The organism is Citrobacter sp. Cf116 (assembly GCF_030336505.1).
Taxonomy (GTDB): domain Bacteria; phylum Pseudomonadota; class Gammaproteobacteria; order Enterobacterales; family Enterobacteriaceae; genus Citrobacter; species Citrobacter freundii.
The window spans coordinates 1-22,453 of record NZ_JAOWEQ010000033.1; the positions used below are offsets into that span (position 1 = coordinate 1).

16 protein-coding genes, 1 rRNA gene and 1 riboswitch are annotated in these 22,453 nt (G+C 53.0%); of the genes, 8 read left to right on the forward strand and 9 right to left on the reverse strand.

Annotated elements, in window-relative coordinates; all coding sequences use genetic code 11:
- Positions 1–10: 10 nt before the first annotated feature.
- The 3 genes from OGV74_RS05020 to btuB all read right to left on the reverse strand — a co-directional run bounded on the left by OGV74_RS05020 (position 11) and on the right by btuB (position 4,582).
- Positions 11–1,552, reverse strand: a 16S ribosomal RNA gene (locus tag OGV74_RS05020).
- Between the two features lie 377 nt (positions 1,553–1,929).
- Positions 1,930–2,781 (reverse strand): glutamate racemase, encoded by an 852-nt coding sequence (gene murI, locus OGV74_RS05025; RefSeq protein WP_086504743.1) that lies wholly within the window; start codon positions 2,779–2,781, stop codon positions 1,930–1,932.
- On the reverse strand, positions 2,726–4,582 hold the full coding sequence (btuB, locus tag OGV74_RS05030) for a TonB-dependent vitamin B12 receptor BtuB (protein ID WP_003028868.1): 1,857 nt from the start codon (positions 4,580–4,582) through the stop codon (positions 2,726–2,728). The genes murI and btuB overlap by 56 nt, the downstream gene beginning before the upstream one ends.
- 65 nt (positions 4,583–4,647) lie before the next feature.
- A riboswitch (cobalamin riboswitch) is annotated at positions 4,648–4,834 on the reverse strand.
- Positions 4,835–4,949: 115 nt separating this feature from the next.
- Here btuB and trmA point away from each other — a divergent pair.
- Positions 4,950–6,050, forward strand: coding sequence for a tRNA (uridine(54)-C5)-methyltransferase TrmA (trmA, locus tag OGV74_RS05035; protein ID WP_003028866.1), 1,101 nt, complete (start codon positions 4,950–4,952; stop codon positions 6,048–6,050).
- An 82-nt stretch (positions 6,051–6,132) separates the two neighbouring features.
- Here the strand turns inward: trmA and OGV74_RS05040 are convergent, their stop codons facing one another.
- Entirely contained in the window at positions 6,133–6,492 is a 360-nt protein-coding gene (locus OGV74_RS05040) for a YijD family membrane protein (RefSeq protein ID WP_003028863.1), read from the reverse strand.
- Positions 6,493–6,507: 15 nt separating this feature from the next.
- On the reverse strand, positions 6,508–7,143 hold the full coding sequence (gene fabR, locus OGV74_RS05045) for an HTH-type transcriptional repressor FabR (protein ID WP_003028862.1): 636 nt from the start codon (positions 7,141–7,143) through the stop codon (positions 6,508–6,510).
- Between the two features lie 191 nt (positions 7,144–7,334).
- On the opposite strand from fabR, the gene sthA reads away from it, so the two are divergent.
- Entirely contained in the window at positions 7,335–8,735 is a 1,401-nt protein-coding gene (sthA, locus tag OGV74_RS05050) for a Si-specific NAD(P)(+) transhydrogenase (RefSeq protein ID WP_003028860.1), read from the forward strand.
- Here the strand turns inward: sthA and oxyR are convergent.
- The 4 genes from oxyR to argC all read right to left on the reverse strand — a co-directional run bounded on the left by oxyR (position 8,718) and on the right by argC (position 13,168).
- On the reverse strand, positions 8,718–9,635 hold the full coding sequence (gene oxyR, locus OGV74_RS05055; RefSeq protein WP_003028858.1) for a DNA-binding transcriptional regulator OxyR: 918 nt from the start codon (positions 9,633–9,635) through the stop codon (positions 8,718–8,720). The two genes, sthA and oxyR, sit on opposite strands and share 18 nt — an antisense overlap.
- A 263-nt stretch (positions 9,636–9,898) precedes the next feature.
- Entirely contained in the window at positions 9,899–11,272 is a 1,374-nt protein-coding gene (gene argH, locus OGV74_RS05060; RefSeq protein WP_003028856.1) for an argininosuccinate lyase, read from the reverse strand.
- A 108-nt stretch (positions 11,273–11,380) separates the two neighbouring features.
- On the reverse strand, positions 11,381–12,154 hold the full coding sequence (argB, locus tag OGV74_RS05065; RefSeq protein ID WP_003028854.1) for an acetylglutamate kinase: 774 nt from the start codon (positions 12,152–12,154) through the stop codon (positions 11,381–11,383).
- Positions 12,155–12,163: 9 nt separating this feature from the next.
- Positions 12,164–13,168 carry an N-acetyl-gamma-glutamyl-phosphate reductase gene (gene argC / locus OGV74_RS05070; RefSeq protein WP_008323185.1) on the reverse strand — a complete coding sequence of 335 codons (1,005 nt, stop codon included), beginning with the start codon at positions 13,166–13,168 and terminating at the stop codon, positions 12,164–12,166.
- A 155-nt stretch (positions 13,169–13,323) separates the two neighbouring features.
- Between argC and argE the strand changes: the two genes are divergently transcribed.
- The 6 genes from argE to gldA all read left to right on the forward strand — a co-directional run bounded on the left by argE (position 13,324) and on the right by gldA (position 22,367).
- Positions 13,324–14,475: an acetylornithine deacetylase gene (argE, locus tag OGV74_RS05075; RefSeq protein ID WP_003028848.1), complete on the forward strand. Its 1,152-nt coding sequence runs from the start codon at positions 13,324–13,326 to the stop codon at positions 14,473–14,475.
- A gap of 269 nt (positions 14,476–14,744) precedes the next feature.
- Positions 14,745–17,396, forward strand: coding sequence for a phosphoenolpyruvate carboxylase (gene ppc, locus OGV74_RS05080; RefSeq protein ID WP_032938423.1), 2,652 nt, complete (start codon positions 14,745–14,747; stop codon positions 17,394–17,396).
- A 212-nt stretch (positions 17,397–17,608) separates the two neighbouring features.
- Entirely contained in the window at positions 17,609–19,342 is a 1,734-nt protein-coding gene (locus OGV74_RS05085) for a phosphoethanolamine transferase CptA (protein WP_003840540.1), read from the forward strand.
- Between the two features lie 151 nt (positions 19,343–19,493).
- Complete coding sequence (locus OGV74_RS05090; protein WP_086504742.1) at positions 19,494–20,342, forward strand: AraC family transcriptional regulator; 849 nt, start codon at positions 19,494–19,496, stop codon at positions 20,340–20,342.
- A 247-nt stretch (positions 20,343–20,589) separates the two neighbouring features.
- Complete coding sequence (gene fsa / locus OGV74_RS05095; RefSeq protein ID WP_016151282.1) at positions 20,590–21,252, forward strand: fructose-6-phosphate aldolase; 663 nt, start codon at positions 20,590–20,592, stop codon at positions 21,250–21,252.
- 11 nt (positions 21,253–21,263) lie between these two features.
- Entirely contained in the window at positions 21,264–22,367 is a 1,104-nt protein-coding gene (gene gldA / locus OGV74_RS05100) for a bifunctional L-1,2-propanediol dehydrogenase/glycerol dehydrogenase (protein WP_016151281.1), read from the forward strand.
- Positions 22,368–22,453 lie beyond the last annotated feature (86 nt).

Here is a 22,453-nt window from a genome sequence, read left to right on the forward strand (position 1 = left end):
TTCTTTAAGGTAAGGAGGTGATCCAACCGCAGGTTCCCCTACGGTTACCTTGTTACGACTTCACCCCAGTCATGAATCACAAAGTGGTAAGCGCCCTCCCGAAGGTTAAGCTACCTACTTCTTTTGCAACCCACTCCCATGGTGTGACGGGCGGTGTGTACAAGGCCCGGGAACGTATTCACCGTGGCATTCTGATCCACGATTACTAGCGATTCCGACTTCATGGAGTCGAGTTGCAGACTCCAATCCGGACTACGACATACTTTATGAGGTCCGCTTGCTCTCGCGAGGTCGCTTCTCTTTGTATATGCCATTGTAGCACGTGTGTAGCCCTACTCGTAAGGGCCATGATGACTTGACGTCATCCCCACCTTCCTCCAGTTTATCACTGGCAGTCTCCTTTGAGTTCCCGACCGAATCGCTGGCAACAAAGGATAAGGGTTGCGCTCGTTGCGGGACTTAACCCAACATTTCACAACACGAGCTGACGACAGCCATGCAGCACCTGTCTCAGAGTTCCCGAAGGCACCAAAGCATCTCTGCTAAGTTCTCTGGATGTCAAGAGTAGGTAAGGTTCTTCGCGTTGCATCGAATTAAACCACATGCTCCACCGCTTGTGCGGGCCCCCGTCAATTCATTTGAGTTTTAACCTTGCGGCCGTACTCCCCAGGCGGTCGACTTAACGCGTTAGCTCCGGAAGCCACGCCTCAAGGGCACAACCTCCAAGTCGACATCGTTTACGGCGTGGACTACCAGGGTATCTAATCCTGTTTGCTCCCCACGCTTTCGCACCTGAGCGTCAGTCTTTGTCCAGGGGGCCGCCTTCGCCACCGGTATTCCTCCAGATCTCTACGCATTTCACCGCTACACCTGGAATTCTACCCCCCTCTACAAGACTCTAGCCTGCCAGTTTCGGATGCAGTTCCCAGGTTGAGCCCGGGGATTTCACATCCGACTTGACAGACCGCCTGCGTGCGCTTTACGCCCAGTAATTCCGATTAACGCTTGCACCCTCCGTATTACCGCGGCTGCTGGCACGGAGTTAGCCGGTGCTTCTTCTGCGAGTAACGTCAATCGTTGCGGTTATTAACCACAACGCCTTCCTCCTCGCTGAAAGTACTTTACAACCCGAAGGCCTTCTTCATACACGCGGCATGGCTGCATCAGGCTTGCGCCCATTGTGCAATATTCCCCACTGCTGCCTCCCGTAGGAGTCTGGACCGTGTCTCAGTTCCAGTGTGGCTGGTCATCCTCTCAGACCAGCTAGGGATCGTCGCCTAGGTGAGCCGTTACCCCACCTACTAGCTAATCCCATCTGGGCACATCCGATGGCAAGAGGCCCGAAGGTCCCCCTCTTTGGTCTTGCGACGTTATGCGGTATTAGCTACCGTTTCCAGTAGTTATCCCCCTCCATCGGGCAGTTTCCCAGACATTACTCACCCGTCCGCCACTCGTCACCCAAGGAGCAAGCTCCTCTGTGCTACCGTTCGACTTGCATGTGTTAGGCCTGCCGCCAGCGTTCAATCTGAGCCATGATCAAACTCTTCAATTTAAGTTTGATGCTCGTGAATTAAACTTCGTAATGAATTACGTATGTTCACTCAGAGACTTGGTATTCATTTTTCGTCTTGCGACGTTAAGAATCCGTATCTTCAAGTGCCCACACAGATTGTCTGATAAATTGTTAAAGAGCAGTTGCGACGCGCTTTAGCGCTCTGTCGCGAGGTCCCGTATATTACGTTTTCCTCATTCAGAGTCAAGCATTTATTTTTGCTTTTCTCTACGAGATTCTCAGTGGAACCCCGCTGACCCGGCGGCTTGTAATCCGTTATTCCGTGTCAGTGGAGGCGCATTATAGGGAGTTATTTCGGGCTGACAAGGGGAAATTTAAAATAATCTTCCGAGTGCGTATTTTTTCATCAAAACAACTTAAACTGACAGTTTTTCGAGCGTTTTAAAGCCATAGCGCTGTAGCACGGGCAATAGTTGTTCGGCTTCTGTCGTCATTGCCATACAAAATGCAACGTTCTCATCTGTTGATTTCGCATCTGGCGCTTCATGTTCTAATAACCAGGCCGTGCGGCGCGCAATCGCGGCACCAGAATCCACCAGCCGCGTCCCCTCGGGCAGGACCTGTAAAAGCTCTTCCTGTAATAGAGGGAAATGAGTGCACCCGAGCACTACCGTGTCGGGTGGTTCCGACATCCGCAGCCACGGACGCAGAATACGCCGCAGCTCTTCCAGAGAAAGTGTTTCACCGTGCAGCTTCGCTTCCGCCAGTTCCACCAGCTCAGCAGAACCCAACATTGCAATTTGGCATTCGTTAGCAAACCGCGCAATCAGCTCATGGGTATACGAGCGCTTCACCGTTGCACGCGTAGCCAGCAGCCCCACTACGCCATTCGCCGTGAGTCGCGCCGCCGGTTTAATCGCAGGCACCACGCCCACAACCGGGAAGGCAAACTTCTCACGTAACGCAGGAAGCGACACCGTGCTTGCTGTATTACATGCGATGACCGCAAGAGAGAGGGGATAACGCTGCTGGACAGCAGTCACAATCTCAACAACACGCTCGACGATAAACTCCTCGCTCTTCTCTCCATAAGGAAAGGCGACGTTGTCGAAAGCGTAGATATAGTGGAGATCCGGCAGAAGACGCCGGATCTCGTCATAGACCGACAACCCACCGACGCCGGAATCAAACACCAGCACGGTGGGACGGGGATCAGAAGGTGTAGCTGCCAGACAAGGTGTATTCCCGTCCTGCAGTTGCGTAGCCATAAACTGTCTCGTAATCTTTATCGAACAGGTTGGCGATTTTACCACGAACTGTCAGCTGTGAGGTGATTGGATATGATAATCCGATATCCCATAAGCTGACGCCGCCCAATTTAACATCACGATTATTGTCGTAATCATTATCGTAACGTTCACCTATATATTGATACGCAACGTTCCAGCCCAGATCCTGGACCTGTCCGGTTAACTCATACTTAACCTGCTGTTTTGCACGGCGATAGAGCACCTTGTTTGTGTCATCATCGCGCGGATCAACGTATTGTAGCGTTAGATGATGTTCTACAGGGCCAGTCGTAATGTTTCCGGTCCATTCCAGCCCCTTAATCGTGGCTGATTTAACGTTGACGTACTGGTTATTCTTGTAGTCGATCAGGTTTTGAATTTCATAGTGGTATGCGGAAAGACGCCAATCAAGCGGCCCTGTCAATCCATCAATTCCTGCTTCCCACTGTTTGGATTCTTCCGGTTTCAGGTTCGGGTTGGCGGCAATACCCGGCCCATAGGATGAGGCAAAGCGCGTCGCCCCGTACTGCTGACCCAGCGAGGGTGCCAGGAAACCAGTACCGTAAGAGAGCGTTGCGCGATAACCATCAACAAACTCCCAGCCGGCTGCGGTCTGCCAGGTGCCATGCCAGCCGAATTGTTCGTCATGATCTTCACGCCCCGAAGCTTCCAGCGTGACGCTGTCAATTTGTTGCTGTCCGGTCAGATAAAGCCCGGTCGTATCACGTTTATAGCTGTCGGATAACGTCGTGCTACTGGAGGTCAGTTTTTCCTGTTTCCAGTCAACACCGCCGTTGATCGCCCCATGTCCAACCTCAATGCTATTCCCCCACTGGATATAACGCTGTTCCATATCATCCAGCGTGGCATCTCCTGCGTAGCGGCCAAGCTCGTTACTGTAGTTGTAATCCTTCAGGCGCTGGTAGTTAGCAATTAACTGAGAAGAGTAAATGCCAGAGTTGTACCGTAAACCCGTATCCCAGGACTGGTTGTAATTCTGGGCTTCGTCATTACCGCCCGGATAACCCCACGCCCCTTGGTCGTAATCGCTATTCGCGGTGTAGCCGTAGCCACGGAAAAAACCGGAGAAATTATTGTCGAACTTATGCTGTACCGCGCCCCAGAACAACTTGTTACGGTAACCATCCCGGTCGCTGTCACCGCTGTAGGGTGAATCGGGCTGAATGTTAAAGCCTTTCGTCGTCTGATATGCGCCGGCAGCGGTCACCACCGTGTCGCCGAAACGCTTGTTGATAGCGCCATCGTAAGTCTGATAACCGTTACTACCCATGCCTGCGTTGATCTGCGATTTCTCTTCATCACTCATCGTAATGATGTTAACCACACCACCGATCGCACCAGATCCATACACCGCTGAACGCGGTCCGCGAATGTATTCAACCCGCTGCACCAGCGATACCGGAATCTGGCCAATATCAACACCATTGGAAATGCCTGGCCGTGCCATTGGAACACCGTCAATCAGTACCAGCACATGACGCGCTTCAGTCCCACGCACATATAGAGAAGAGCTGCTCCCCATCCCACCGGTCTGCGAGATATCTACCCCCGGCAATCGACGCATGACATCATTCAGATCTTTTGACTGCCAGCGCTGAATATCTTCACGCGTGACCACATCGGTGGGGGCAAGAACAGTATTAACAGGCTGCTGAAAACGGTTGGCAGTGACGACGAGAGTATCCGGGCGAGTGTCCTGTGCCCAACCAGAAAATGCCGTGACGGACAGCGCCGTGCACAGCAATGATTTTTTGATCATTGTAAAGCATCCACAATTTAAGAAGGATGCCGCAGGTCCCACCGATAGTACGCGATGATGAAAACCAGATGCGACGTTAGCCGGCAGGTCTTCGGGCTTGGAGGCGACTTAAAGAGACGATGACTTCCCGCGGCAATCCGCAGTGTCTGCACCAGGTGCGCTCATCTCTTACCTTCCTTACCGCTGCGCGTCAGCTCCAGATTTACACTGGATTCCCTTTTAACTCACAGGACCGGAAAACGGATGCTACAGTTTGTTACAACCTGGTGTCCAGACCGCGTATCACATTATCGGAAATCATCAATGACTGGACATCTGTTGAGCAATCCCTACAATCCCCGCGTACTTTTATTTTTCAGGACGCATCATGACCCCCGAACACCTTCCGACAGAACAGTACGACGCCCAGTTAGCTGAGAAAGTAGTGCGTCTGCAGAGCTTAATGACGCCATTTTATGCACAGGCTCCGGAAGTGTTTCGCTCACCGGTCAGCCATTACCGTATGCGCGCCGAATTCCGCCTGTGGCATGACGGTGATGACCTGTACCACATCATGTTCGACAGCCAGACCAAAAACCGTATTCGCGTCGACAGCTTCCCGGCTGCCAGCGAGCTCATTAACACGCTGATGACGGCAATGATCGACGGCGTTCGCAACAACCATGTCCTGCGCCACAAACTGTTTCAGATTGATTACCTCACAACCCTGAGCGATCAGGCGGTGGTTTCGATGCTGTACCATAAAAAGCTGGATGATGAATGGCGTAAGGAAGCCGAAGCGCTGCGAGATGCGCTGCGGGCGCAAAACCTGAACGTGCATTTGATTGGTCGGGCTACCAAAACCAAAATTGAGCTGGACCAGGACTACATTGACGAACGCTTGCCGGTTGCAGGTAAAGAGATTATCTACCGCCAGGTTGAGAACAGCTTCACCCAGCCGAACGCCGCCATGAATATTCAGATGTTGGAGTGGGCGATTGATGTCACCAGGGGCTCAAAAGGCGATCTGCTGGAGCTGTATTGCGGCAATGGCAATTTCTCGTTAGCCCTGGCGCAAAACTTCAACCGCGTACTGGCGACGGAAATCGCCAAGCCGTCCGTGGCTGCTGCGCAGTACAACATCGCGGCTAACCATATTGATAACGTACAAATTATCCGCATGGCGGCCGAAGAGTTTACACAGGCGATGAACGGCGTTCGCGAGTTCAACCGTTTGCAGGGAATCGATCTGAAGAGTTACCAGTGTGAAACTATCTTCGTTGACCCACCGCGCAGCGGTCTGGACAGCGAAACGGAGAAAATGGTGCAGGCGTATCCGCGCATTCTGTACATCTCCTGCAATCCGGAGACGCTGTGTAAGAATCTGGAAACGTTAAGCCAGACGCACAATGTTTCACGTCTGGCTCTGTTCGATCAGTTCCCGTATACGCACCATATGGAGTGCGGAGTACTGTTAACGAAGAAGTAAGACTGAACGGAGGCCGGATAAGCACTACCGGTTCAGATTGCCGGATAGCGGCTTTGCCTTATCCGGCCTACAGCGACAACTGTTACTCCACAATTTCCTGTTTACGGTTACGCACTTTAAAGCCGATCCAGAACACCAGAATCACCGACAGCACCGCCGGGAAGAAGTTAGAGCCAATATCCGGATATTCAGCGCGTACCACGGTGCTGTACAGCAGAACACCGAGAATAAAACAGGCGGCGGCCAGGCCCGGCAATCCCACAGGCATGGTGCGGTTCTGATAGCGTTGATGCAAACAATAAACCGTCAGCACCAGCGAAATAATCGGGAATACGGAGAATGGCACAATGGAGCTAAACAGCGCCGCAAATGTACCATTGATCGATAAGCCAGCAACCAGCGCCAGCAGCAGCGTACCTTTATCTTGACCTGACTGTTTCATTGCTTGTCCTTCTCGTTACTCGGAGTGGTGCGTCATCTTCTCTTGTTCACGGCGGTACCAATAAAATGCGCCTTTCGCGATCATACGCAGTTGCAATACCAGCCGCTCTTCTAGCTGTCGACGCTGTTCAGCGCCAACATCCAGTGCTTCTGCCCCGGCGCTGAAAACAATGGTTACCATGGCTTCGGCTTGCGCTTCAGTAAACGCACGAGGCATATGGTTTTCGAGTTCCAGATAGTCCGCAAGTTCCGCAATGAAGTGCTGAATTTCACGTGCGACCGCTGCACGAAACGCTGCGGATGTCCCCGAACGCTCGCGCAATAATAAACGGAAGGCGTTGGGATTGTTGCCGATGAACTCCATAAATGTTGAGACCGAGGTGCGGATCACACTCCCGCCCTTCGCGATACGCTGGCGCGCCTGGCGCATCAATTGACGCAGCATCAGACCGCTTTCGTCCACCATCGTCAGGCCGAGTTCATCCACATCGCGGAAATGGCGATAAAACGAGGTTGGCGCAATGCCCGCTTCACGAGCAACTTCGCGTAAACTGAGGCTGGCAAAACTACGCTCAGCGCTCAGTTGACTAAATGCGGCTTCTACCAGCGAACGCCGGGTTTTTTCTTTTTGTTGCGCTCTAACGCCCATCACGATGTCTGAATCCTTCCACATACCTTGCTGGCACTATACCAGAGATTAGGCGGTTGGCATGGCTTTGTGAATGATTGTTTACGCGCAGTTTGTGCTTCGACTTCGCAAAAAAGCACAACGATAATTGGGTTATCCTGACAACGATGTTACTATTCTGTTGCTTTTATGTATAAGAACAGGTAAGCCTGACCATGTCACATTCCTACGATTACGATGCAATAGTAATAGGTTCCGGTCCCGGCGGCGAAGGCGCTGCAATGGGTCTGGTTAAGCAAGGAGCGCGCGTCGCGGTGATTGAGCGCTATCATAACGTCGGCGGAGGCTGTACCCACTGGGGCACCATCCCGTCGAAAGCCCTCCGCCACGCCGTCAGCCGCATTATTGAATTCAATCAGAACCCACTGTACAGCGACCACTCCCGACTCCTTCGTTCTTCTTTTGCCGATATTCTCAACCACGCTGATAACGTTATTAATCAGCAAACGCGTATGCGGCAAGGATTTTACGAGCGCAATCACTGCGAAATTTTGCAGGGGAATGCCCGTTTTGTTGATGAACACACGATCGCCCTGGAATGTCACGACGGTACGGTGGAAACGCTGACTGCGGATAAGTTTGTTATTGCCTGCGGTTCGCGTCCTTATCGCCCTGTTGATGTCGACTTTTCGCATCCACGGGTTTACGACAGCGACTCTATCCTGAGCCTGCACCACGAACCACGCCATGTGCTGATTTATGGCGCGGGGGTCATTGGCTGTGAATATGCGTCGATCTTCCGTGGAATGGACGTCAAAGTTGATTTAATCAACACCCGCGATCGTCTGCTGGCGTTCCTAGATCAAGAGATGTCCGACTCGCTCTCTTACCACTTCTGGAACAGCGGTGTGGTCATTCGCCATAACGAAGAGTATGAGAAGATTGAAGGCTGCGATGACGGCGTCATCATGCACCTGAAATCCGGTAAGAAACTGAAGGCAGACTGCCTGTTGTACGCCAATGGCCGTACCGGTAATACCGATTCGCTGGCGCTGGAAAACATTGGCCTGAAAACCGACAGCCGTGGGCAGCTCAAAGTGAATAGCATGTACCAGACGGCGCTGCCGCATGTGTATGCTGTAGGGGATGTGATCGGTTATCCGAGCCTGGCATCGGCAGCCTACGACCAGGGACGCATTGCCGCCCAGGCGTTGGTAAAAGGCGAAGCCACCGCGCATCTGATTGAAGATATCCCGACCGGGATTTATACCATTCCAGAAATCAGCTCCGTTGGTAAAACCGAACAGCAACTCACGGCAATGAAAGTTCCATACGAGGTTGGCCGCGCCCAGTTTAAGCATCTGGCACGTGCGCAAATCGTGGGTATGAGTGTCGGAACGCTGAAGATCCTGTTCCATCGCGAAACCAAAGAGATTCTGGGGATCCACTGCTTTGGGGAGCGCGCGGCCGAAATTATTCACATCGGGCAAGCGATAATGGAGCAAAAAGGTGGTGGTAACACTATCGAGTACTTCGTTAACACCACCTTTAACTACCCAACCATGGCAGAAGCCTATCGGGTAGCAGCGCTAAATGGCTTAAACCGCCTGTTTTAACGCACTGTCGAAATGGCCATCCATTGATCCACGGATGGCCTCTGCCAACTGTTCATAACGGCTGCGCAGCGGCGAACCAGGACGGTACACCAGACCAATCGTACGACGCGGTTCGGGTTTAATGCATGGCAGATAAACGACACCATCACGCTTACGCTCCGGCGGAACAGCCAGCGCAGGCAGTAAGGTAATACCGCTTCCTGCCGCCACCATGTTACGCAGCGTTTCCAGACTGGTTGCCCGAAAATGGGTATCTTCATCAGCACCCGCTTCAAAGCAGAAGCCCATTGCCTGATCGCGCAGGCAGTGGCCATCTTCCAGCATCAGCAGTTTTTCACCCGCCAGATCGGACATCGGTACACAGTCACGGTTTGCCCACGGATGATCTTCATAGATCGCCAGCAGCATAGGCTCATCAAATAGCGGTACTTCGATGAACGCCTCACTCTCTTTCACCAGCGCCAGAATGACGCAGTCGAGCTTGCCGCTATCCAGTTGCGCTAACAGCTGATGTGTCTGCGCCTCATGGAGATACATTTCCAGTTTTGGGAAGGTCTGGTGCAACATCGGAATAATATGCGGCAGCAGGTATGGCCCCACCGTTGGGATCAAACCAATATGCAGCGGGCCAGACATTGTCTCGCCTTGTTGGCTTGCCATCTCCTTGAGCACTTTGACCTCGCGCAGCACGGTGCGCGCCTGATCCACCAGCAGCAAACCAGCCTGGGTGAACAGCACCTTGCGACTCGTACGCTCCAACAACATGACGCCAAGCTCATCTTCCAGCTTGCGGATCTGCCCGCTCAGTGTTGGTTGGCTAACGTGACAGGAGTCTGCCGCTCGTCGGAAGTGACGATGTTCGGCTAGCGCTACCAGGTATTCAAGATCACGAATATTCATTATTCATCCTCCATCGCCACGATAGTTCGTAGCGATAGGTAGCATAGCAACGAACGATTATCCCTATCAAGCTTTCTGTTTAATAATGCACCACAGAAACGGAACGGTACCCCTTTAACCCTTGAAGCTACTGTCCGTTCTGAGAGTTTCTCTCATACTCGAAATAACTAAAGCCAACGTGAACTTTTGCGGACCTTGTGTCCGCATTTTTTTTGCATAAAAAAGCCCGGCGTGACGCCAGGCTCGAATGATTACCCATCACTTTATGCCAGACGTGCCTTCGCGTAGTCGATCGCCTGTGCAACCTGCTGGGGTGACACGCCGCCTTTCGCCGCACGCTTGTCCAGGCACGATTGCAACGAGAGGATCGGGTAAACATCATCGCCAATCACCTGGCTAAACTTTTGTAAGTCAGCAAGCGACAGCGCCTCCAGCGGTTTGCCCTGTCGAATCGCCTCGACCACCGTTTCACCTACGATATGGTGCGCTTCGCGGAACGGGACACCTTTCGCCACCAGATAATCCGCCAGCTCAGTGGCGTTAGCATAACCCTGCTGCGCTGCTTCCTGGCAACGCGGACGTTTCACCTGGATGCCATCCAGCACCAGCGCGGCCATATGCAGACAGTCCAGCCAGGTGTCGAGCGCGTCGAACAGCCCTTCTTTGTCTTCCTGCATATCTTTGTTGTATGCCAGCGGGAGGCCTTTTAACGTCATCATCATGCCGGTCAACGCACCCTGCACGCGACCGCATTTGCCACGGATCAGCTCCAGCGCATCCGGATTTTTCTTCTGCGGCATCAAAGATGAACCCGAAGTCACACGATCGGACAGCTCGACAAAGCCCGCTTCGCCGGTGTTAAAGAAAATCAGGTCTTCAGCAAAACGCGACAGGTGTACCATGCCGATAGAGGCGTCTGAGAGTAACTCCAGAACGTGGTCACGGTCAGAAACGCTGTCCAGACTGTTGCGCGTAGCCGAGGCAAAGCCCAACCAACCCGCCAGCTGCTCGCGATCGATTTCATACGCCGTACCCGCCAGCGCGCCGCAGCCTAACGGACTGACGTCCAGGCGTTTGAGCGCATCCTGCAGGCGGCTCTCGTCACGCGCCAACATTTCAACATAGGCCAGACACCAGTGAGCAAACGTCACCGGCTGCGCACGTTGCAGGTGGGTGTAACCCGGCATGACGGCGTCCTGGTTATTCTCCGCCGTCACCACCAGCGCAGTTTGCAACTGACGATTGGCCGATAGTAATTCGATAACCGTGTCTTTGCACCACAGCTTGAGATCGGTCGCGACCTGGTCGTTACGGCTACGTCCGGTATGCAGTTTTTTACCAAGCTGGCCGACTTTATCAATCAGCTTACCTTCCACCCAACTGTGAATATCTTCGGCATCGCTTTGCAGAATCTGCTGAGGATTCGCACGAACCTCTTCCAGCAGATTATTCAGCGCCTCTTCCAACCGCAGCTGTTCATCAGCAGTCAGTACACCGACCGTTACCAACGCTTTGGACCAGGCCACAGAGCCAACAATATCCTGTTCTGCCAGGCGGTAGTCAAAACGCAACGAGTCGTTGAACTGTTTGAACCGCTGATCTGCTGCCTGTGTAAAACGCCCACCCCAAAGTGCCATAACGAATTTCCTTAATATGATATTTTTGCCCGGTGGCGCTGCGCTTACCGGGCCTACAAAACCCACGTAGGCCGGATAAGGCGAAGCCGCCATCCGGCACATTAATAGTTAAGCCAGAATACGCGTACCAATTGGCGTGCCGTTAAACAGCGCCGGGAGTTGCTCTGCATGACGCCAGGAGGCGATATCCACCGGACGACCCAGCGTACGCGCGGCATCCAGCGCCGCATTCACCTTCACGATCATGCCATCGGTAATAATGCCCTGTTCAATCAGCTGTTCCGCTTTCGCTGCGGTCATTTCGGCAATACGCTGGCCTTTACCATCCAGAATACCGCTCACATCAGAGAGCAGGATCAGATCCGCACCCAGCGTTGCCGCCAGCGCTGTTGCCGCCTGATCGGCATTCACGTTCATCAGCAGCCCATCATCAGTGACGCCAATAGAGCTCACTACCGGCAGAAAACCGCTTTCCAACAGCGTGTTAATCAGCTTAGGCGAACCCGGCTGCGCCAGTCCAACATGACCCAGTTCTTTATCGAGCGGCGTCACTTTTACGCTGTCGCCATCGCCAAGATACAGACCCACAGACGCGATGTGATGTTTTTTCGCCCAAGCCAGCAAGGTTTTATTCGCCGTTCCCGCCAGGGCACCGGTAATAATGTCAATTTGATCGGCAGGCGTGACGCGCAGACCATTTTTCTTTTTCACCGGCAGATTCAGCTGCTTCATCAGCTCGTCGACCACGCAGCCGCCACCGTGCACAATGACCAGCGGACGCTGGTGCGACTCACGATAATTCACTAGTGCGGTAAACAAGCGCTCCAGCGCCTCTTCGCTATCCAGTAAAACGCCGCCCAGCTTGATAATTAATGGATTCATTGTTGCACCCTAAATAAGAGACTGCGTTTGGGCAAAGCCAAAACGAATATTTGCGCACTGCATCGCCTGTGCCGCCGCGCCTTTCAATAAGTTGTCTTCCGTCGCCACGACGATCAGGTGTTCACCCTGTACGGCAAACCCGATATCGCAGAACGGTAATCCAACCACATTCTTCAGTGCCGGAACCCCTTTGTCATACAGACGCACCAGCGGTTTATCGCCATACGCCTGTTGCAGCGTCTGAGCCACCTGTGCATGGGTTACGCCCGCCTTAAGGCGGCAAGTGATAGTTTCCAGAATTCCGCGCGGGAAGTTACCCAGATGCGGGGTGAAAATCACTTCTGTCCCCAGATGAGTGGCGATTTCCGGCTGATGACGATGGGTAAACACGCCATACGGCTGCAGGCTCACCTCACAAAAGCTGTTGGAGATAGCCGCTTTACGCCCCGCACCGCTCACGCCGCTGGTCGCATTAATTACCGGCCACTGGCTGAGATCCAGCAGCCCGGCATCAATCAACGGTTTCAGCGAAAGCTGCGCCGCCGTCGGGTAACAACCTGGCACAGCAATCAGATTCGCTTCTTTCAGTTTATCCGCGTTCCACTCCGCCAGCCCATAAACGGCCTGCTCCAGCAGCTCAGGATGCTGATGCGTAAAGCCATAATATTTTTCATAGAACGCGCCGTCGTTTACGCGAAACGCGCCCGAAAGGTCAAACACCACGCAACCGGCCTGCAAAAACTGCGGAGCCAGGTCATGACTCACCTCATGAGCCGTTGCGAGGAACACAACATCCACCCCTGCGCTAAACTCGCTGATATCTGACATTGGCTGCAACGGTAAATCGACAATGCCTTTCAACTGCGGATGCAAATCGGAGATTAATTTTCCTGCATCATTGCTTTGCGCTGAGACGGTCAAAGCGGTTATGGTCATATCAGGATGGCGATTTACATAGGTCACAAGCTCTGCGCCGGCATAGCCACTGGCGCCCACAATCAGCGTATTCAACATCGGGGCAGCTCACCTTCTTAGATTCTGTTGCCAGGTATAAGCCTTTATCACCTCACCTTACACTTGGTGGGTTTTATTACGCTCAACGTTAATGTATTTTTATTCACAAATACTGCATGAATATTGATACTATCATGACCCGAGGTGTGTCAACAATGAAAAACAATTTACCGCCATTTATCGAGATTTACCGCGCTCTGATTGCCACGCCATCGATCAGCGCCACCGAAGAAGCGCTCGATCAAAGCAATGCAGGTTTAATCACTCTGCTGGCGGGCTGGTTTAAAGATTTAGGCTTCAATGTTGAGGTCCAACCGGTTCCCGATACGCGAAATAAATTCAATATGCTGGCGAGCATTGGACAGGGCGCTGGCGGCCTGTTGTTGGCGGGCCATACCGATACGGTACCCTTTGACGACGGACGCTGGACGCGCGATCCGTTCACTCTAACCGAGCATGACAATAAGCTGTATGGTTTGGGTACGGCGGATATGAAAGGCTTCTTCGCCTTTATCCTCGACGCGTTGCGTGATGTCGACGTCACGAAACTGAAAAAACCCCTGTACATTCTGGCCACTGCTGACGAAGAGACCAGCATGGCGGGAGCTCGCTACTTCTCTGAAACTACCGCTCTGCGCCCGGACTGCGCGATCATTGGCGAACCCACATCCCTGCAACCGGTGCGCGCGCACAAAGGCCATATCTCTAATGCGATACGCATTCTGGGACAGTCGGGTCATTCAAGCGATCCGGCGCGTGGCGTTAATGCGATTGAACTGATGCATGATGCCATCGGCCATATCATGCATCTGCGCGATGACCTGAAAGCGCGCTATCACCATGATGCCTTTACCGTCCCGTATCCAACGTTAAATTTGGGCCACATCCACGGCGGTGACGCCGCCAACCGAATCTGCGCCTGCTGCGAATTGCATATGGATATTCGCCCGCTACCGGGTATGACGCTAAACGATCTCAATGGGTTACTTAACGAAGCGCTGGCCCCTGTCAGCGAACGTTGGCCGGGTCGCCTGACCGTATCGGAACTGCATCCGCCAATTCCAGGCTATGAGTGCCCACCTGACCATCAACTGGTAGAGGTGGTTGAGAAACTGCTGGGCGCACAGACTGAAGTGGTGAACTATTGCACCGAAGCGCCGTTTATCCAGACGCTTTGCCCAACGCTGGTATTGGGTCCAGGCTCCATTAACCAGGCGCATCAGCCGGATGAGTATCTGGAAACGCGCTTTATTAAGCCAACCCGCGAATTAATCACCCAGGTTGTGCACCATTTCTGCTGGCATTAACTGCTTGTCACCCCGCTAATCCCTTAGTGGTAAGCGGGGCGATTTTTTAACATTTCCATAAGCAACGCTTATTTGATTGGATGTGAATTAAATAACGTAAATTCACGGCATTTATTCGTTTGCTGAACCGATTTCGCAGCAATTGACGTCACGTGTTTTACGTGGCTTTATAAAAGACGGCTAAAAAGTTAAGTCCGCAAGATTTTGCGTGATAGTCAGGCGCGAAAGATACAGGACATATTCAAAATAGATGGGGTGTCTGGGTTAATATGAACGAACAATATTCCGCGTTGCGTAGTAATGTCAGTATGCTCGGCAAAGTGCTGGGAGAGACCATCAAGGATGCGTTGGGAGAGAACATTCTTGATCGCGTAGAAACAATTCGAAAGCTGTCCAAATCATCTCGCGCTGGCAATGAAATTAATCGCCAGGAATTGCTCACCACACTGCAAAATCTGTCTAACGACGAGCTGCTGCCGGTTGCCCGCGCATTTAGCCAGTTCCTGAACCTGGCCAACACCGCCGAGCAGCACCACAGCATTTCGCCAAAAGGCGAAGCCGCCAGCAACCCGGAAGTGATTGCTCGCACTCTGCGTAAACTGAAAGAGCAGCCCAACCTCAATGACGCCACCATCAAGAAAGCCGTAGAATCACTCTCTCTGGAGCTGGTACTCACCGCCCACCCGACCGAGATCACTCGTCGTACGCTGATCCACAAAATGGGTGAAGTGAACGCCTGCCTCAAGCAGCTTGATAACAAAGACCTCGTCGATTATGAACGCAACCAACTGATGCGCCGTCTGCGTCAGCTCATTGCTCAGTCCTGGCATACGGATGAAATCCGCAAACTGCGCCCAAGCCCGGTTGATGAAGCTAAATGGGGATTCGCGGTTGTTGAAAACAGCCTGTGGGAAGGTGTGCCGAACTACCTGCGCGAGCTGAATGAACAACTGGAAGAGCATCTTGGATATAAGCTGCCGGTTGATTTTGTCCCGGTTCGATTTACCTCCTGGATGGGCGGCGACCGTGACGGCAACCCGAACGTAACGGCGGATATCACCCGTCACGTGCTATTGCTCAGCCGCTGGAAAGCGACAGACCTGTTCCTGAAAGACATCCAGTTTCTGATTTCTGAGCTGTCGATGGTGGATGCCACTCCGGAACTGATGGCGCTGGTAGGTGAAGAAGGCGCAGCTGAACCATACCGCTACCTGATGAAAACCCTGCGTTCTCGTCTGATGGCGACCCAGGCCTGGCTTGAAGCCCGTCTGAAAGGCGAGAAATTGCCGAAACCTGCGGGACTTCTCACCCAAAACGAACAGCTCTGGGACCCGCTTTACGCGTGCTACCAGTCTCTACAGGCCTGTGGTATGGGCATCATCGCCAATGGCGAATTGCTCGACACCCTGCGCCGCGTGAAGTGTTTCGGCGTGCCGCTGGTGCGTATTGATATTCGTCAGGAAAGCACCCGTCATACTGAAGCCTTGGGCGAACTGACTCGTTATCTGGGCATTGGCGACTACGAAAACTGGTCGGAAGCAGATAAACAGGCTTTCCTGATCCGCGAACTGAATTCCAAGCGTCCGCTCCTGCCGCGTAACTGGGAGCCGAGCAATGACACCCGTGAAGTGCTCGACACCTGTCGGGTCATTGCCGAAGCCCCGTATGGCTCCATTGCCGCCTATGTTATCTCGATGGCGAAAACGCCGTCGGATGTGCTGGCCGTGCATCTGCTGCTGAAAGAAGCCGGAATTGGTTTTGCTATGCCGGTCGCTCCGCTATTTGAAACGCTGGACGACCTCAACAATGCCGATGACGTCATGTCCCAGCTTCTGAATATCGACTGGTACCGCGGCTTTATCCAGGGCAAACAGATGGTCATGATTGGCTACTCTGATTCCGCAAAAGACGCGGGCGTGATGGCAGCGTCCTGGGCGCAATACCAGGCTCAGGACGCGCTGATCAAAACCTGCGAAAAAGCCGGTATCGAACTGACGCTGTTCCACGGTCGCGGCGGATCCATTGGTCGCGGCGGCGCGCCTGCGCATGCGGCGCTGCTCTCTCAACCACCAGGCAGCCTGAAAGGCGGTCTGCGCGTGACAGAACAAGGGGAGATGATCCGCTTTAAGTACGGCCTGCCGGAAGTGACCATCAGCAGCCTGTCGCTGTATACCGGAGCAATTCTGGAGGCCAACCTGTTACCACCGCCAGAACCGAAGGATAACTGGCGTCATATCATGGATGAGCTTTCCGATATTTCCTGCGAGCTATACCGTGGATATGTGCGTGAAAACAAAGACTTCGTCCCTTATTTCCGCTCAGCTACACCGGAGCAGGAACTGGGTAAATTGCCGCTCGGTTCACGTCCGGCAAAACGCCGTCCGACCGGCGGCGTTGAGTCTCTGCGTGCTATACCGTGGATCTTTGCCTGGACGCAGAACCGTCTGATGCTCCCGGCCTGGCTTGGTGCTGGTACCGCGCTGCAAAAAGTGGTTGAAGATGGTAAGCAAAGCGAACTCGAAGCGATGTGCCGCGACTGGCCATTCTTCTCCACACGCCTTGGCATGCTGGAAATGGTTTTCGCGAAAGCAGACCTGTGGCTGGCAGAGTATTACGATCAGCGCCTGGTCAAAAAAGAGCTGTGGCCGCTGGGTGAAGAGCTACGCCAACGCCTGGCAGCAGATATCGATGTCGTACTGGCGATTGCCAACGACTCACATTTGATGGCCGACCTGCCGTGGATTGCCGAGTCCATTCAGTTAAGGAATGTTTATACTGACCCGCTGAACGTCTTACAGGCAGAGTTGTTACACCGCTCACGCCAGGCCGAAGAGCAAGGTCATGAACCGGATCCACGCGTTGAACAAGCGCTGATGGTGACCATCGCGGGTGTCGCCGCCGGTATGCGCAATACAGGCTAACGTCCCCTCCTGCTGTCGCCTTCGTGCTACTGTACGAAGGCGACAGTAAAAACCGCTGTTACAACCACTTCATTTTCAATATATTCCTGCCTGAACATATTCACTACGTGAATATTACAACAGCAAAACACGATCCTGAGATCGTGATGCTTCAGTTCCTCTTAATGTTTAGTCGCTACTCTTGGCGCTACGATTAAAGACAGGCTCACATTATGCAATCCTTACAACTCCAGTCTAAACCCGCCTTTAGCTGGAAAGCCCTGGGTTGGGCGCTCCTCTATTTTTGGTTTTTTTCCTCATTACTACAGGCCGTTATCTATTTTAGCGGCTATAGCGGATCTACCGGCCTACGCGACTCCCTGCTGTTCAGCTCGCTGTGGTTGATCCCGGTATTTTTATTTCCAAACCGTATCCGCATTATTGCTGCCGTCATTGGCGTAATTCTATGGGCGGCCTCGCTGGCAGCTCTGAGCTATTACGTCATTTACGGGCAAGAGTTCTCGCAAAGCGTTCTGTACGTAATGTTTGAAACCAATGCGAACGAAGCCAGCGAGTACCTGAGTCAATACTTCAGCCTGAAGATCGTCTTAATTGCGCTGGCATATACAGCAATGGCAATTCTGCTATGGACACGTCTGCGTCCGGTACATATTCCATCACCCTGGCGCTATCTGGTGTCGTTTGCACTGTTATACGGATTGATTCTGCATCCGATGACAGTGAACACATTTATCAAACATAAGCCGTTTGAAAAAACGTTGGATGGCCTTGCTTCACGTATGGAGCCCGCCGCGCCGTGGCAATTCATCTCCGGGTATTATCAGTATCGTCAGCAGTTGACCTCGCTCAATAGCCTGCTGAATGAGAACAATGCCCTGCCGCCGCTGGCCAACTTTAAAGACAGTTCAGGTGACGCACCGCGTACGCTGGTACTGGTGATTGGTGAGTCAACGCAACGTGGCCGCATGAGCCTGTATGGCTATCCGCGTGAAACGACGCCAGAACTGGATGCGCTGCATAAATCCGATCCTAACTTCACCGTATTCAATAATGTCGTGACTTCCCGTCCGTACACCATTGAAATCCTGCAGCAGGCGCTGACCTTCGCTAACGAAAAGAACCCGGATCTGTATCTGACTCAGCCGTCCCTGATGAACATGATGAAACAGGCGGGTTATAAAACCTTCTGGATCACTAATCAGCAGACGATGACCGCCCGCAACACCATGCTGACGGTGTTCTCTAAGCAGACGGATAAACAGTTCTATATGAACCAGCAGCGTACGCAAAGTGCGCGCGAATATGACAGCAACGTGCTGGCGCCATTTAAAGAAGTCCTGGCCGACCCGGCACCGAAAAAGTTCATCATCGTGCATCTGCTGGGTACGCATATTAAGTACAAATTCCGCTATCCGGATGGCCAGGGTAAGTTCGATAATAATATCGACCATGTTCCCGCAGGCCTGAGTAACGATGAGCTGGAAGCCTACAACGATTACGACAGCGCGAATGTTTACAACGATCATATTATTGCCAGCCTGATCAAAGACTATAAAGCGACCGATCCGAACGGCTTCCTGCTGTACTTCTCCGATCATGGCGAAGAGGTTTACGATACGCCACCGCACAAAACGCAGGGTCGTAATGAAGACAACCCAACGCGCCATATGTACACGGTGCCGTTCCTGTTGTGGACTTCGGAAAAATGGCAGGCCGCGCACCCGCGCGACTTCTCACAGGATGTGAATCGTAAATACAGCAGCTCAGAGCTTATCCATACATGGTCTGACTTAGCGGGCTTCACCTACGATGGCTTCGATCCAACTCGCGCCATTACCAGTCCGCAGTTCAAAGAGACAACCCGCTGGATTGGCAATCCGTACAAGAAAAATGCCCTGATAGATTACGATTCCCTGCCTTACGGCGATCAAATCGGTAATCAATAACCGTCTGCCGGATGCGCTACGCTTATCCGGCCTACAGCTCGCAAAGACTTGTAGGCCGGATATGGCATTAGCCGCCATCCGGCAATAATCACTTGAGGGCGATTGTTTTCAACGTTACTGTTTCCCTGTCTGCTGCCTGCAAGGGATTAACATGTATCACGACGTCAGCCATCTTCTCTCCCGCCTGATTAACGGCCCCACGCCGCTGCGGCAGATTTATTTCGCCAGCACCAATAGCACAACGCCGGAACTGGCGTATCAGGTCGATTTTCCCCGGCTGGAAATTGTGCTGGAAGGTGAATTTGCGGATTCTGGCATCGATAAGGTGCTTACTCCCGGCGATGTCTTGTTTGTTCCGGCTGGCGGCTGGAATATTCCGCAGTGGGTCACACCGGTCACGACACTCAGCATTCTTTTCGGCAAACAGCAACTGGATTTCAGCGTCGTCCAATGGGACGGCAAGCAATATCAAAACCTTACCCGCCAGCACGTCGCACGGCGTGGGCCGCGTATTGGCTCTTTTCTGCTGCAAACGCTCCATGAGATGCAAATGCAGCCGCAGGAGCAGCAAACGGCCAGGCTAATCGTTGCAAGCTTGCTGAGTCACTGTCGCGATCTACTCGGCAGCCAGATCCAAACCGCATCACGTAGTCAGGCGCTTTTCGACGCCATTCGCGGCTATATTGACGAACGCTACGCTTCGCCGCTCACCCGAGAATCCGTCGCGCAGGCGTTTTACATTTCACCCAATTACCTCTCCCACCTGTTTCAAAAAACGGGCGCTATCGGGTTTAACGAATACCTGAATCATACGCGACTGGAACATGCAAAAACGCTATTAAAGGGTTACGAGCTGAAGATCAAAGACGTGGCGCACACCTGTGGGTTTATTGACAGCAACTACTTCTGCCGCCTGTTTCGCAAGAATACTGAGCGTTCGCCGTCAGAGTATCGTCGGCAGTATCACAGCCAGCTGACGGAGAAAAAAACTGACCAGTAATAATCGCATACTGGGACAGAAAACGGAGACAAAGGTAACATTTACTGGATTTTTGTATTATCAAAAAACATATGCCAGCACATATCACTTACATGTGAAGTATCTCCCACTTTTATAGCCATATTACATTTATCCAGCTTTTGGCAGATTTGTCAGATAGCACTGCGTGACGAAACACTCTTATCCTGTGCATAGCAAAGCAACCCGGCAACGGGTAGCTAACGGAAAACGTAGAGGGTGTTTTTGTATGGAACTTTATCTTGATACCGCCAACGTCGCGGAAGTCGAACGTCTGGCCCGCATCTTCCCTATCGCGGGCGTCACCACCAACCCAAGCATTGTGGCAGCAAGCAAAGAATCCATCTGGGATGTGCTGCCACGCCTGCAGAACGCCATTGGAAAAGAGGGCATTCTGTTTGCCCAGACCATGAGCCGGGATGCGCAGGGCATGGTGGAAGAAGCTAAACGCCTGAGCAATGCGGTGCCCGGTCTGGTAGTGAAAATCCCGGTGACATCCGAAGGTCTGGCCGCGATCAAGATGCTGAAAAAAGAGGGTATCACCACGCTGGGAACCGCCGTTTACAGTGCTTCTCAGGGGCTACTGGCTGCGCTGGCAGGAGCGAAATATATCGCGCCTTACGTTAACCGTATCGACGCGCAGGGCGGCGACGGGATTCGCACAGTACAGGAACTGCAAACATTGCTGGAACTGCATGCACCGAACAGCATGGTACTGGCGGCCAGCTTTAAAACTCCACGTCAGGCGCTGGATTGCTTGCTGGCAGGATGTGAAGCAATCACCCTACCATTAGACGTAGCGCAACAAATGCTCAATACCCCTGCGGTAGAGTCAGCAATAGAGAAGTTTGAGCAGGACTGGAACAACGCATTTGGTCACATCAACCTGTGAGGAAATAAAGTATGGATCGCATTATTCAATCACCTGGTAAGTACATCCAGGGTGCTGATGTTATTACCCGTCTTGGCAGCTACCTCAAACCACTGGCAGAGCGCTGGCTGGTCGTTGGAGACAAGTTTGTCTTAGGCTTTGCCCAGGGTGCACTGGAAAAAAGCTTCCAGGATGCCGGACTGGCGCTGGAGATTGCACCGTTTGGCGGCGAATGTTCACAAAACGAAATCGACCGTCTGCGCGTCGTAGCGGAAAAAGCGCAGTGTGCGGCAGTACTTGGTATTGGTGGCGGTAAAACGCTGGATACCGCCAAAGCGCTGGCGCACTTTATGGGCGTGCCTGTCGCCATTGCGCCAACCATCGCCTCTACCGATGCGCCGTGCAGCGCGCTGTCCGTCATTTACACCGATGCCGGTGAATTCGATCGCTATCTGCTGCTGCCCAATAACCCGGACAGGGTCATTGTTGATACCAAAATTGTCGCGGGCGCACCGGCGCGTCTGTTAGCTGCGGGTATTGGCGATGCGCTGGCGACCTGGTTCGAAGCGCGTGCCTGTTCACGCAGCGGCGCAACCACAATGGCGGGCGGTCAGTGTACTCAGGCGGCGCTGGCGCTGGCAGAGCTGTGCTTTAATACGCTGATCGAAGAAGGTGAAAAAGCGATGCTGGCTGCAGAGCAGCACGTGGTTACACCAGCACTGGAGCGCATTATTGAAGCCAACACCTATCTGAGTGGCGTCGGTTTTGAAAGCGGTGGTCTGGCAGCGGCTCACGCCATTCATAACGGTCTGACCGCAATCCCGGATGCACATCATTATTACCACGGCGAGAAAGTGGCATTCGGTACGCTGACGCAGTTGGTGCTGGAAAACGCGCCGGTCGATGAGATTGAAACCGTTGCCGCGCTGTGCCATTCCGTTGGCTTGCCGATTACCCTGGCGCAACTGGATATCAAACAGGATATTCAGGCGAAAATGCGCATTGTGGCTGAGGCAGCCTGTGCCGAAGGCGAAACCATCCACAACATGCCTGGCGGCGCAACGCCGGACCAGGTGTATGCCGCCCTGCTTGTGGCTGACCAGTACGGTCAACGTTACCTGCAAGAGTGGGAATAACCTGCAAATAGAAAATCCCCGCAAATGCGGGGATTTTTTTATTCCTACCATGCCGGACCCGCGCAAGCGGCATCCGGCATTGTCTG